This window comes from Vibrio sp. 11986-1-5, from assembly GCF_963878025.1.
Lineage (GTDB): Bacteria > Pseudomonadota > Gammaproteobacteria > Enterobacterales > Vibrionaceae > Vibrio > Vibrio injensis.
This window is the reverse complement of sequence record NZ_CAWNVW010000050.1, coordinates 217,692-230,837: the sequence shown is the minus strand read 5'-3', so window position 1 is coordinate 230,837 and position 13,146 is coordinate 217,692. Positions and strand designations below refer to the sequence as shown.

The following is a 13,146-nucleotide window of genomic DNA, read 5'->3' as shown; positions in this document are numbered from 1 at the left end:
GGCTCCGTTTTTTTATCTGTTGTTTGTTGCTGATACTCGATAAGCAATAAACGAGAGCGTTTATTCTCGGCTATCTTCGGCAATCGTCACTGGTACTATCATTTCTTGCCCTTTACGTAGCAGAGTAAACTCAATCACACTACCTGGACGCAGATCGGTGACCATATCCATGACACTCTGTCGGCCATTAATTTTTTGTCCGTCAATTTTTAAAATTATATCGCGGACCATAAATCCTGCTTGAGCGGCGGGGCCATTAGGATCAACTCCGAGCACGACGATTCCACCAATATGATCGCTACCCAATAGGCGTGAAGTTACCGCATTAATATCTTGCCCATCCACTCCGATGTACCCTCGAATTACTCGTCCGTCAGCGATGATTTTTTCCATGATTTTATTGGCCAGAACAAACGGAATGGCAAAAGAAATTCCATAGGTTTCTAATTCGGTTGCTTGTTGGAAAGAGGCGGTATTAATTCCTACTAACTCACCTTGGGTATTGACTAAAGCTCCACCTGAATTGCCTTCATTAATTGCAGCATCAGTTTGAATAAAGGCTTGTCGACCATCGGCACTGATTGAGGAACGGCCAGTCGCAGAGATAATACCGAAGGTGGTAGTTTGACCTAAGTTATAAGGATTACCAATTGCCAGAACTACGTCTCCCACTTTGGCATGATAGTTAGGGTTTTGAGGAATGACCGGTAAGTTATTACCTTCAATTTGTAAAATAGCGATATCGGTGCGTCGATCTTGGCCCACCAGCTGCGCAGCAGCAACTCGACCATCTTGCAAGGCAACAATAATTTGATCGGCTTGAGCAATAACGTGATAATTGGTGATGATATAACCTTTTTCACTGACAATAACCCCAGAACCGAGACCTTGTGTCGATAATTTACTACGATCGTTTTCCGAATATTTTCGACTGTAGATATTAACGACGGCTGGAGCCGCTCGCCGTACAGCATCATTAAATGAAATTTGTAATGAGGCAATATGAGCGGGTTGAGTGCTCGGTTTAACGACCAGATGAGCTCGTAATGATGGTGTCACGACAATCACCGCAAGCGCGACAATCAATCCAAGCCCAATAGAGCGAATCAGATAAATCAGCATGTTTTCCCCAAAATATAGTCATGCCACTGAATTTAACATCGATATGGTGTAGCTAACTAATAACCCTGACAATGCGGCATTACTCATGAACGGTATTGGTTAACGTCATCGGAACGACTGATATTCCCCAAAAGCTCGACGGTATTGGCCGCTGATTGGTACCTTCCAGTAATACAGTTAGAGGCGTAATGAGAGGCGTGTTTTAAGGATACCATCACCTGCAGAAATAACAAAAGGCAGCGTAATGAGCGCTGCCTTTGAAACGTTGATGCTTGTTACAGAATGATTAACGTATAACAAGATAGAGTGTTCTATCACCACGTTGTATGTTTAAAGCAAGTATTGCTGGTGATTGCTCTAAAATGGCTCTGAATTCGGCGATGTTTCTGACTCGCTTACGGTTGACTCCAATAATGATGTCATCTTGTTGCAGTTGGTAAGCCTCAGCGCTAGAGCCTTTTTCTACCTGAGTGATTTTTACCCCTTGAATACTATCACTTGCAGTGGTGTTTGACAGTTCTGCACCCGTTAAGCCTTGATGCAGATTATCCGCTTTGGTTTTATTGAGCACCTGTTCTTCCAAGGTAACAGTAAAGGTTTTTTCTTTACCATCACGAACCACTCCCAGCTTAACTTTTTTACCTGGTCCAAGGGTGGCGACATTGGCTCGCAGTTCAGAGAAGGTATCGATTCTTCGACCATTGAGTGAAACGATAATATCACCCGCTTTAATTCCGGCTTTATCAGCAGCACTGTCAGCGACGACTTGACTAACAAATGCTCCTTTACTTGAGGTATAGCCTAAAGCTTCCGCCAGTTCAGAAGAGATTTCTCCCCCTTGAACGCCAAGCATGCCGCGTTTGACTTCTCCAAACTCAATGATTTGATCGGTGAGGTTTTTCATCATATTGGATGGGATGGCAAAGCCAATCCCTACATTACCCCCATTAGGGCCTAAAATTGCGGTATTAATACCAATCAGTTCGCCATTGAGATTAACTAATGCGCCACCAGAATTACCACTGTTGATCGCGGCATCAGTCTGGATAAAGTTTTCAAAATTTTCTAAATTTAAGCCGCTGCGACCGAGGGCAGAAATGATGCCTGAGGTGACGGTTTGTCCCAAACCAAATGGATTACCAATCGCGACCGCAAAGTCACCGACGCGTAATTGATCGGAATCAGCGATTGGCATCTCAGTAAGATTCGTGGTGTTGTTGATTTTCAGCAAAGCCACATCAGACATCTGATCACCACCAACCAGTTCTGCATTAAATTCTCTGCCGTCATACAGCTTGACGCGAATTTTTTCTGCATCATTAATTACATGATAGTTGGTGACAATATAACCTTTACTGGCGTTAATAATGACCCCAGAACCGAGTCCTCGAAAAGGGCGTTCTTGAAACTGTTCCGTTGGGAAATTAGGGCCAAAAAAGAAACGAAATTGGTCAGGGATACGCTGGCGAGCAACTTGAGTCCCCTCTACCGCGATACTGACTACGGCGGGTGTCACCGTTTCTAGCATCGGAGCCAGACTAGGCAGTGTTTGACCTTGTACTGCGATGGGCAATGCCGCATTAACCTGCAATGGTGTGATGAGGGAACTTAAGCTTAAAGAGAGAGCCGTTAAAACAAGCAAAGGTTTTTTCATCGTAACAATCCTCGTAAATAAATGCTTCATGAAAGTAATATTTGTCTTGAACAAAAAAACTTCAATAGGCTGAGTGAAAGTTATGACTTAAAAACCTTTACAAAGTTCATCATTGTGTTGCGAATTTAATCTTCAATACTAAGCGAATTCTCCTGATGAATCGGTTTGGCAGCAAAAGGGTTAATTGACTTTACTGTGAATCACATCGGATGAACGTAGGATCGTTTTTGGTTCATTTTTTAATAACCCGGTTGCTCCTTGAGCATAATCTTTAGGCGGTTGTTCAACGAGTTCTTGTTTTGGCTCATTGTCTTTATGTTGAGCCATTTTTTTTATAAACGGATTATCTTGTTCTGGTAGGTTAGGTTGCAGGTCTGTCGCAGTTTTTGCCATATGTTGATAGAGCTTGGTATAGTCTTTACCAAGTGCATCGAGCATTTCTGCCGTTTGAGCAAAATGATCAGCCAGCTCTTGGCGCTGTTGATCCATCGCAAATTTTGCGTTATCCAGCTCTTTTTGCAATGACTTTTGGTTTTTGTAGTTGTCAGCAGTCAAACGTGCAATAACGACTCCGACAACCATCCCTACTATTAGGCCTACTACGGCATAAATCCAAGGCATAACGACTCCTTATTGTTGTTATTTAACATGTTTTTTACGGGTTAGTTACACATGCTGTAGTGACATGTTACTATGAGAGCGAAATTCGATAAAGCAAAATGCATGTACGCCTGAAGGCAGTTTTTATTCTCTAGAGACACAGTAAACCATCATGACACCGAAACAGCGATACGAACAAGATTTAAAACGCTCAGGTTTTCAATACGATGCCGCGCAAGCTCTCGCCGTCGACGCGCTGGATCTGCTCTATCATCAGTTATGTGATTTTATTAATCAACCGGTGGTTCGACCTCCGCTTTGGAAAAAATGGTTGGGTATTAAATCACCGACGATGACCGTGCCTCAAGGGCTCTATTTTTGGGGTGGTGTTGGGCGAGGGAAAACCTATCTTATGGATACTTTCTTTGATGCCTTACCGACCGAAAAGAAAATGCGCGTTCATTTTCATCGTTTTATGTATCGTGTGCATGATGAATTAAAGCAATTGGGTGAAATCAGCGATCCTCTTGAAGCGGTGGCTGAAAAATTTAGCCAAGAAGCCGTGGTGATCTGCTTTGATGAATTTTTTGTCTCAGACATTACCGATGCGATGATCTTAGCCACTTTATTGCAAGGACTGTTCGCTCGCGGTGTGGTTTTGGTTGCAACCTCGAATATCCCACCAGAGGAGCTATACCGTAATGGCTTGCAGCGAGCTCGTTTTTTACCAGCTATCAAATTGATTGGGCAGCATTGCCATGTTCTGAACGTTGATAGCGGCGTTGATTATCGTTTACGTACACTAAAGCAAGCCGAAATTTATCATTTTCCCTTGGACGAGCAAGCACAGCGGAATCTCGATAAGTATTACACTCAGTTAGTCAGCAGCGATAAAGAGTGCCAGACGCAAATAGCCATCAATCATCGCCAATTAAACGTCATAAAAGCCAGTGATGGGGTATTGTATGCGACGTTTGCTCAACTGTGCCAAACGGCTCGTAGTCAAAATGATTATATCGAGTTGTCTCGTGTATATCACACCGTTTTACTTGCTGAGGTGATGCAGATGGGGCCTCTTGCGGACGATGCGGCGCGACGATTTATTGCTTTAGTGGATGAGTTTTATGAGCGCCATGTCAAATTGATTATTTCTGCTCAGGTTAAGTTAGACGATCTCTATCATGGAGAACGGTTACGTTTTGAGTTTAAACGTTGTCAGTCAAGGTTGATTGAAATGCAAAGCCATGAGTATCTGGCAAAAGCGCATTTGCCTTAATAAGCCTTTAGTAATTCCATCAATCTGGTTATTAATATATTGATTATTCTAGAAATGACCAATCGACAATACTTCACTGTAACTTAGGTGATTGGTTTTTTATTGGCTGATTTTCGAGATAGCATGATGATTAGCAGAGTTTTTTGTGATTTTAAGCAAAAAAAGGTGATTTTTTCCGCTCTCTTCTCTATAATCCTGCAACCCACCGTTACTGCGGCCTTTTAGGCCAGAGTGCCATCCACTCGAAGGGGTGATGTCTGGGCTCTTAGACAGTGGGAGCAAATGCTCCTTTAAGTGTAAATTTTAATTAACGGGTTATTATTAGCATGAAAACTTTCGTTGCTAAACCAGAAACTGTAAAACGCGACTGGTACGTTGTAGACGCTGAAGGTAAAACTCTTGGCCGTCTTGCAAGTGAAATTGCATCTCGCCTACGTGGCAAACATAAAGCTGAATATACTCCACACGTTGACACTGGTGATTACATCATCGTTGTAAACGCGGAGAAAGTTACTGTAACTGGTAACAAAGCTAAAGGTAAAATCTACCACCGTCACACTGAGTTCCCTGGTGGACTTAAATCAATCAGCTTTGAAAAACTGATCGATCGTAAGCCAGAAATGGTTCTTGAACTAGCGGTTAAAGGTATGCTTCCACGTGGTCCTCTAGGCCGTGCTATGTACCGTAAGCTGAAAGTTTACGCTGGCGCTGAGCACAACCATGCTGCTCAACAACCAAAAGTACTAGACATCTAATTGGGGATTTCGGAAATGGCAGAGAATCAATACTACGGCACTGGCCGTCGCAAAAGCTCAGCTGCACGTGTTTTTATTAAACCAGGCAGCGGCAACATCGTAATCAACAAGCGCAGTCTTGATGAATACTTCGGTCGTCCAACTTCGCGCATGGTGGTTAAACAACCACTTGAGCTAGTTGAAATGACAGAGAAATTTGACCTATACATCACTGTTAAAGGTGGTGGTATTTCTGGTCAAGCTGGTGCTATCCGTCACGGTATCACTCGCGCTCTTATGGAGTACGATGAATCACTACGTCCTGCACTACGTGCTGCTGGCTACGTTACTCGCGACGCTCGTTGCGTTGAGCGTAAGAAAGTTGGTCTACGTAAAGCTCGTCGTAAACCTCAATTCTCTAAGCGTTAATCTTTTTCAAAGATTATCCTTCAGCTTCGGCTGGATTGTGGTTCAAAAAGCTCAGCATTTGCTGGGCTTTTTTGTGTCGGTAAGAACTGGCTGGTTGGCGAGTTGAGTTGCGGTTAAGAAAGAACATTAGCGTGATGAGCACTAAATATGCTATTATGCCATGCTAATTTTTGATTATTCGAATCATCAATGGAGGCTAAGCCTCCATTGTTTTTATACTTGTAAGTGTGTGCTGGAGGGCTCCATGGCTGTAGCTGCCAATAAACGTTCTGTGATGACTCTATTTTCGAGTGCGTCTGATATGTATAGCCATCAGGTACGTATTGTGCTGGCTGAAAAAGGTGTCAGTGTTGAAGTTGAACTGGTTGATGAAGATAATCTGCCTGCTGAACTTATCGAACTGAATCCCTATAAGTCGGTCCCAACGCTGATTGATCGTGAGCTTGCGCTGTACGATTCAAAAATCATTATGGAATACCTAGATGAGCGTTTTCCTCATCCACCTTTGATGCCTGTTTATCCGGTCGCTCGTGGTAATAGTCGTTTAATGATCTATCGTATCGAAAGAAACTGGTATTCATTGGCGGATAAAGTGATTCGTGGTAATGCTAGTGAAGCGGAAGCGGCTCGTAATAAACTGCGTAATGACCTATTAACGCTCGCCCCTGTATTTGCCGAATACGAATACTTTATGAGCGAAGAATTCAGCTTAATTGACTGCTATCTCGCGCCATTACTATGGCGTTTACCAGTCTTAGGCATTGAATTAATTGGTCCAGGTTCAAAAGAATTAAAAGTCTACATGAATCGTGTATTTGAGCGTGATTCATTCTTAGCCTCTTTGACAGAAGCTGAGCGTGAGATGCGTTTGTCGCGTTAATCGGTGTGTTATGGATATTGAAAAAATGACACCTCGTCGACCTTTCATGCTTCGTGCGTTTTATGATTGGTTGCTAGACAATGAATTAACGCCACATTTAGTGGTGGATGCTACCTTGCAAGGGGTAAGGGTACCGATGGAGTTTGTCCAAGATGGACAGATCATTCTTAATGTCGCCCCTCGCGCGGTTGGTAATTTAGAGTTAGGTGATGATGAGGTAACGTTCAGTGCTCGTTTTGGCGGGCGTCCTCATTTAGTGATTGTTCCACTTTATGCGGTTCAAGCCATTTATGCTCGTGAGAACGGTGCTGGCACCATGTTTGAACCTGAGCCTGCTTATCAGCAAAAGCTGACGGAGGTTGCAGAGAGCGTTGTAGCAGCTCAAGACAGTGGTGCTGATGAACAATCCACTGACACCGAACCATCAAAACCTCAAGGTAGACCAAGCCTTCGAGTGGTCAAATAAACCTTCGATGATGAAAGACAATAAAAAAAGCAGCGGTAACGCTGCTTTTTTTATTGATACGATGGCTTGATTAATTAAGTGTTAATCTGCGTATTCAAACGCTTTGATGACTTGCTTAACCCCTGATACATGACGTGCAACATCCGTCGCTATTTCTGCATGCTCTTGAGTGACGTAACCGAGTAAAAACACTTCTCTGTTTTCAGTGATTACTGAGACTTTCACGCCGCGCAGCTCTGATTTAGCCAACAAGGCTGATTTGACCTTGGTGGTGATCCAGCTGTCATTACTGACCTGGCCTACGGTTAACGGTGGCTGTATTTTCACTTGATTATGTAGGTGGTTCACTCCTTTTAATTGCTCGACTTGACCAATAAATTGCTCGAGCAGATCACTCGTTTGTGACTGGCCAATCAATACTACCGTACCTCGAAATGAGCTTGCCGTGATACGCATTTGACTGCGAAAAGGGGGCTTATTACTCAAGCCTGTAATTTCTAATTCAAGGTTTTTATCTTGCCATTGCTCAGTGGTTGAACGAGGGTCTGTTGCAATGTTAACCGTTGCAGCGGCTCCAGCCACTAGAAAACCAGCACAGCCAGAGAGCGGTAAGATAAACACTAGAGCAAGTAAAGGCAGTAAGTTGAACCGGATGTTTTTCATGAGTTACTCTTCGTGAGCTGGAAACAACACTTGGTCAATTAAGTCACATAAACAGTGTAAAGTGACCATGTGTACTTCGTGAATACGAGCAGTGCGATGGGAAGGAATGCGAATCTCAACATCATTTTCCCCAAGCAACCCCGCCATTTCTCCACCATCTTTACCGGTTAAGGCAATGATTGTCATGTCGCGTGTCACCGCTGCTTCCATCGCTTTGATGATGTTTTTACTATTACCACTGGTAGATATGGCCAGTAGTACATCTCCCGCTTGACCAAACGCTCGGACTTGCTTGGAGAAAATCTCTTGATAATGGTAGTCATTGGCGACGGCGGTCAATGTCGTATTGTCGGCGGTCAGCGCCATGGCTGGTAAGCTGGGACGCTCAGTCTCAAAACGATTCAGTAAACAAGAGACAAATTGCTGAGCATTAGCGGCAGATCCACCATTCCCACAACAAAGAATTTTCTGACCATTCAGTAGCGTGACAACCATTGCTTGCGCGGCGTGCATAATCGCATCTGGCAAGGCCTCGGCGGCGGCAATTTGAATTTGAATACTTTCGGTAAAGCTATCTTTAATGCTATCGAGCATTGATTGATTATCCTTGGGTTATTGCGTTCTTTATCCACTCAATGTGTTGACCATTGTCATGAATGGCTACGACATCGAAACGAAAATCGGTATTATCGACACTGAGTCCGTGCTTGAGCATCCACCAATTCGCGGCTTTGATCAAGCGTGTTTTTTTCTGTGAAGTGACCATTTCGGCAGCATGGCCGTAAGATTGATTTTTACGATATTTTACTTCGACAAAGACTAAGCAAGCATTATCGCGCATCACCAGATCAATTTCTCCAGCACGAGTGGTAAAGTTTTTTTCGAGTAGTCGTAAAGAGTGGCGACCGAGGTAATCAGCCGCTACTTGTTCATAATGCTGTCCCGTATTTCGGCGACTAAAGAGCCCCATGCTCTGCCCAGCTAATTTCACGCAGTACGACGCAGTTGTCATCAATGCCGAGTACACCTGTTTGGCCTGAAATTGTGTATCCTTTGACCACTTTCATCTGTGGGAGTTCAAGCATCAGTTGATAGGCATCCATCCCGAGTGCTTGCAAGCGACGATCAGCATTGGACGTTCGTGGCCAAAGTTCAGCCGCTTGAGTGGCAACAGGGTTACCAGACTCTATCAACAGTGGAATATCGCTATAAGTGATCCCAGTGAGATCCTCAAATTGACGACCTCCGCTGTTGCTGTTTGAATTAGAAAATAGTTTAGGTGGACGCGTATCTGGGTTGATCGCTACTTCAATAAAAGGTTTGATCAACGTGAGGTCAGCAATACCTGCAGCAATATAAACGGCATCAATGTCGCGTCGACTACGTGGTTGGCTCTCTAAACCAATACCCAATAATGAGTTCATTTGGGCAATATTCTGTTGGCTTGCTTGAAGACCAAAAACGTTGTTGATATTGCGTTGTAACTGTCGTTTGTCACCAAATAGGTTCACCGCGACTTTATTGGTACTGTATTGACGCCACTCTTGATTGAAAGCTTCTACCACGCGATCACCATAGCTACCTTGTGGTGCTAAAATTAATGGGTATCGATAGCCTTGATTGAACAAATATTTCGCCGCTTGCGCGACCTCTTGCTCAGGAGAGAGAGTGAGATAACAAGTATTACTTGATTGCTCAATGTTGTCCGGAATATTCAGTGCTAAGGTTGGAATTGCTTGGCCGCGTTTTTTCTGAAAAGCTTGTAACTTTTCGATATCGCTTTTAATCAGTGGGCCAACGACAAAATCAACCTTTTTTTCTGCCAAAATTGCATCAACTTTTTCTAAGCTTTCCGTATTGGTATCCAAAATAGTGAGAGTCGCTTGTGGATCACGTTGAGGATCGTTCATCATTGCCATGATAAAACCGTCGCGAATTAACTCTGCTTGCTTGGTAAAACGACCACTGAGCGGTAGGAGTAAGGCGGTATGCGTTGGTTGCACGAGATCTAATGCTAAAATATCACTGATCGTTTGAGGTGTATAACGAGCCGCAGGGTGTGAAGCGTTCTCTTTCAACCATTTTTCTAAGGTATTTTTTAATTGTGGTAAATCGCTACCGAGCGTTTTGACATAGATAGCCAGTTGCAACCAACCATCGAGGATCTCTTCATCTGCTCCAGTGCTTAGTGTTGTAATGGTTGAGCTAGAGTAGCCATCAAAATTCTGCCAAATTTGTTGTGCGATGATTGATTGCTGGTCAGACGTCGAATGTTCATACAACCCAACGAGTTCCCGATTCGCGTCAAAGGCACGATCCAGCGCAAGCAAACTGTCCGCTCTCAGTTGATAGTACTTCTGCCATTGTAGTGGGTCTAAGCGCCAATCAGTAGGGAAACTGAGCCGCGATAAGACCGTTTGATATTGCTGTTGATTAAACGATAACTGAGCGCGAGCGAGTTGCCACTCTGCCTGCTGAGTCTCACTCAAAGTTTGTTTTGATATACGGCGAATCAATAATTCTGCCTGTGCGGAATCGTTGTCGGCCACAGCAGCTTTGAGTGCCATGATGAGCCAGTCATTTTGTAAGCTGCCTTGGCTGCTATCGGCGCGCATTAAATAGGTTTGGGCCGATAGTTGTGGTTTATCGGTGATCTGTACAGACGTTGGTACTGACGGTGTAGTTGAACAAGCCGCTAGCATGATTGCCAATGCAACGGGAGTGAGTAAGCGTGTTACACTGCATCTCTGATGGTTTTTCATAGCCATGGGTTCTTTCATTATTCCGTGTAAAATTGTCTCTATATTAATCGTTGAAGTGATGGTAAACAAATGACAGATAACAAAACCGTGTCCGCAGAGGGAGCAACCCTCTATATTGTCCCGACGCCAATTGGCAATCTAGGGGATATCACCCAACGCGCCCTTGATGTCCTTGCTCAGGTCGATATTATCGCCGCTGAAGATACACGTCACACAGGTAAACTGCTTGCTCACTTCAATATCCAAACTAAAACGTTCGCTTTGCATGATCACAATGAACAGCACAAAGCTCAAGCATTAGTTGATAAATTATTATCTGGCCAGTCGATAGCGCTCGTTTCGGACGCTGGTACACCGCTGATCAGTGATCCAGGTTACCACTTAGTCAATCAATGTCGTCAAGCGGGTGTTAAAGTTGTCCCTCTTCCTGGTGCTTGTGCGGTGATTACGGCACTGAGTGCTTCTGGTTTACCTTCGGATCGGTTTAGTTTTGAAGGTTTTTTGCCAGCCAAAAGTAAAGGGCGCAAAGATAAGTTTTTAGAAATAGCCAAAGTTGAGCGAACGTGTATTTTTTATGAATCTCCGCATCGAATCAATGAATCGCTGCAGGATATGTTGGAAATTTTAGGCCCAGATCGTCAAGTGGTATTGGCTCGTGAGCTCACCAAAACCTTTGAAACCATCCAAGGGTTGCCGCTTGGCGAGTTGATTGAGTGGATTAATCAAGATGAAAATCGCAAACGCGGAGAGATGGTCTTATTAATTCATGGTAGCAGAGAAGAATCGAATCAAGCCTTACCGGAAGAGGCATTAAGAAGTTTGAGCATTCTAAGTAAAGAGTTACCCTTAAAAAAAGCGGCAGCTTTAGCCGCAGAAATCTATAACGTGAAGAAAAATGCTCTGTATAAGTGGGGGCTTGAAAACTTAAGCTAATGCAGGCTTTTTGAGCGATTGTATCGAATTCTTGGCCGGTTCGAGATTGGTGCTAGACAGTCACGATGCTTATCTATAGAATCCGTGACCGGAGTTGACTGGGTAGCCGCTGCCTTATTGACGTCCCTTAACCTTGTGTTAGGGAGACTGATAAGGGGGAGGAAAGTCCGGGCTCCATAGAGCAGGGTGCCAGGTAATGCCTGGGGGGCGCAAGCCTACGACAAGTGCAACAGAGAGAAGACCGCCGATGGCCCTTTGGGGATCAGGTAAGGGTGAAAGGGTGCGGTAAGAGCGCACCGTGCGTCTGGCAACAGTTCGTAGCAAGGTAAACTCCACCCGGAGCAAGACCAAATAGGCTTCCACATAACGTTGCTCGCGTTAGGAGGCGGGTAGGTTGCTTGAGCCAGTGAGCGATTGCTGGCCTAGAGGAATGGCTACCGCCGCGCAAGCGGAACAGAACCCGGCTTATATGTCGACTCCACCTTTTCAGGCCCATCATAGCTTCGCGGTTATGATGGGTTTTTTGCTTTTTATTGACTTAGCTGATAGCAAAACCATTAAACTTAGCGCAATGTCACGTCCTGTCTATGCTTATGGGTAGCGGTCGAGTGTGAAAACGGTACACTAACGACGCATCAATCGCGCTTTGTTCAGCGAAACGAGAATATTATGACTGAATCTTTCCAACACGTATCAGTGCTGCTTCATGAATCCATCGATGGATTGGCGATCAAACCCGATGGTATTTATATCGATGGGACTTTTGGCCGCGGTGGTCATAGCCGTACGATATTAGCTCAATTAGGTCCAGAAGGGCGTTTATACAGTATTGATCGCGATCCTCAAGCCATTGCTGAGGCAAGTAAAATTGATGATCCACGGTTTACCATCATTCATGGCCCTTTTTCTGGCATTGCAGAGTATGCCCAGCGTTATAATTTGCAAGGTCAGGTTGATGGGGTGTTATTTGATTTAGGGGTGTCGTCACCGCAACTTGATGATGCTGAGCGTGGATTCAGTTTTATGAAAGATGGTCCGTTGGATATGCGCATGGACCCTAATTCAGGAGTCTCGGTTGCGCAGTGGCTATTAAGCGCAGAATTGGATGATATTACTTGGGTGATTCGTGAATTTGGCGAAGATAAACACGCAAGACGGATTGCTAAAGCGATCGTTGCTTATCGTGACAATCCAGACAACGAGCCACTGACTCGAACCAGTCAGTTAGCAAAGTTAATTTCGGAAGCGGCACCAAAAAGTTTTAAAGAAAAAAAACACCCTGCGACCCGGACTTTTCAAGCTTTTCGTATTTACATTAACAGTGAATTAGAAGAAATTGATATCGCTTTACAGGGAGCTGCGTCGATTTTAGCGCCGCAAGGACGTTTATCGGTGATCAGTTTCCATTCGTTAGAAGATCGTATGGTTAAGCGTTTTATTCGTAAAGAGAGTAAAGGCCCCGATGTGCCACATGGCTTACCACTGACGCAAGATCAAATTAAAGCCTTAGGCAGCGCAAAATTGAAAGCCGTGGGGAAAGCGATTAAGCCAAGCGATCACGAAGTGGCGCTCAATCCGCGTTCTCGTAGCTCAGTATTACGAATTGCAGAAAAGTTGTAATTATTCA

The 13,146-nt window shown here is 44.3% G+C and carries 14 protein-coding genes and 1 other RNA gene; 8 read left to right on the top strand and 7 right to left on the bottom strand.

Going from position 1 to position 13,146, the window contains the following annotated elements:
* Window positions 1-60: 60 nt before the first annotated feature.
* The 3 genes from degS to zapG form a co-directional block, all read right to left on the bottom strand.
* Window positions 61-1,122, bottom strand: coding sequence for an outer membrane-stress sensor serine endopeptidase DegS (gene degS / locus AACS00_RS12575; RefSeq protein ID WP_072668891.1), 1,062 nt, complete (start codon window positions 1,120-1,122; stop codon window positions 61-63).
* A 286-nt stretch (window positions 1,123-1,408) separates the two neighbouring features.
* On the bottom strand, window positions 1,409-2,776 hold the full coding sequence (locus AACS00_RS12570) for a DegQ family serine endoprotease (RefSeq protein WP_072668890.1): 1,368 nt from the start codon (window positions 2,774-2,776) through the stop codon (window positions 1,409-1,411).
* Between the two features lie 180 nt (window positions 2,777-2,956).
* The gene (zapG, locus tag AACS00_RS12565; RefSeq protein WP_072668889.1) at window positions 2,957-3,397 is read right to left on the bottom strand and encodes a Z-ring associated protein ZapG; all 441 of its coding nucleotides are present in this window, start codon (window positions 3,395-3,397) and stop codon (window positions 2,957-2,959) included.
* Between the two features lie 151 nt (window positions 3,398-3,548).
* On the opposite strand from zapG, the gene zapE reads away from it, so the two are divergent.
* The 5 genes from zapE to sspB all read left to right on the top strand — a co-directional run bounded on the left by zapE (window position 3,549) and on the right by sspB (window position 7,161).
* The gene (gene zapE, locus AACS00_RS12560) at window positions 3,549-4,652 is read left to right on the top strand and encodes a cell division protein ZapE (protein ID WP_110167623.1); all 1,104 of its coding nucleotides are present in this window, start codon (window positions 3,549-3,551) and stop codon (window positions 4,650-4,652) included.
* Between the two features lie 326 nt (window positions 4,653-4,978).
* On the top strand, window positions 4,979-5,407 hold the full coding sequence (gene rplM / locus AACS00_RS12555; RefSeq protein WP_004395969.1) for a 50S ribosomal protein L13: 429 nt from the start codon (window positions 4,979-4,981) through the stop codon (window positions 5,405-5,407).
* Window positions 5,408-5,422: 15 nt separating this feature from the next.
* Window positions 5,423-5,815 carry a 30S ribosomal protein S9 gene (gene rpsI, locus AACS00_RS12550; protein WP_004395968.1) on the top strand — a complete coding sequence of 131 codons (393 nt, stop codon included), beginning with the start codon at window positions 5,423-5,425 and terminating at the stop codon, window positions 5,813-5,815.
* Window positions 5,816-6,059: 244 nt separating this feature from the next.
* A complete protein-coding gene (gene sspA / locus AACS00_RS12545; protein WP_004395965.1) occupies window positions 6,060-6,695 on the top strand; it encodes a stringent starvation protein SspA in 636 nt (211 codons plus the stop codon).
* A 10-nt stretch (window positions 6,696-6,705) separates the two neighbouring features.
* Window positions 6,706-7,161 carry a ClpXP protease specificity-enhancing factor gene (sspB, locus tag AACS00_RS12540; protein WP_072668887.1) on the top strand — a complete coding sequence of 152 codons (456 nt, stop codon included), beginning with the start codon at window positions 6,706-6,708 and terminating at the stop codon, window positions 7,159-7,161.
* 81 nt (window positions 7,162-7,242) lie between these two features.
* Here the strand turns inward: sspB and AACS00_RS12535 are convergent, their stop codons facing one another.
* Genes AACS00_RS12535 through AACS00_RS12520 form a run of 4 tightly spaced genes read right to left on the bottom strand, consistent with a single transcriptional unit; the run spans window position 7,243 to window position 10,586 of the window.
* Window positions 7,243-7,824: a BON domain-containing protein gene (locus tag AACS00_RS12535; protein WP_072668886.1), complete on the bottom strand. Its 582-nt coding sequence runs from the start codon at window positions 7,822-7,824 to the stop codon at window positions 7,243-7,245.
* Between the two features lie 3 nt (window positions 7,825-7,827).
* Entirely contained in the window at window positions 7,828-8,418 is a 591-nt protein-coding gene (locus AACS00_RS12530; protein WP_004395962.1) for a phosphoheptose isomerase, read from the bottom strand.
* A gap of 7 nt (window positions 8,419-8,425) precedes the next feature.
* On the bottom strand, window positions 8,426-8,794 hold the full coding sequence (locus tag AACS00_RS12525; RefSeq protein WP_072668885.1) for a YraN family protein: 369 nt from the start codon (window positions 8,792-8,794) through the stop codon (window positions 8,426-8,428).
* On the bottom strand, window positions 8,781-10,586 hold the full coding sequence (locus tag AACS00_RS12520; protein ID WP_110167665.1) for a penicillin-binding protein activator: 1,806 nt from the start codon (window positions 10,584-10,586) through the stop codon (window positions 8,781-8,783). Before AACS00_RS12520 ends, AACS00_RS12525 begins: the two co-directional genes overlap by 14 nt.
* Window positions 10,587-10,655: 69 nt before the next feature.
* Here AACS00_RS12520 and rsmI point away from each other — a divergent pair, with 69 nt between their 5' ends.
* From rsmI to rsmH, 3 genes are all read left to right on the top strand, one after another.
* Window positions 10,656-11,519 carry a 16S rRNA (cytidine(1402)-2'-O)-methyltransferase gene (rsmI, locus tag AACS00_RS12515; protein WP_110167622.1) on the top strand — a complete coding sequence of 288 codons (864 nt, stop codon included), beginning with the start codon at window positions 10,656-10,658 and terminating at the stop codon, window positions 11,517-11,519.
* 90 nt (window positions 11,520-11,609) lie between these two features.
* Window positions 11,610-12,003, top strand: an RNA gene (rnpB, locus tag AACS00_RS12510) — RNase P RNA component class A.
* Window positions 12,004-12,188: 185 nt separating this feature from the next.
* Window positions 12,189-13,139: a 16S rRNA (cytosine(1402)-N(4))-methyltransferase RsmH gene (rsmH, locus tag AACS00_RS12505; protein ID WP_110167621.1), complete on the top strand. Its 951-nt coding sequence runs from the start codon at window positions 12,189-12,191 to the stop codon at window positions 13,137-13,139.
* The last annotated feature ends 7 nt before the right edge of the window (window positions 13,140-13,146 follow it).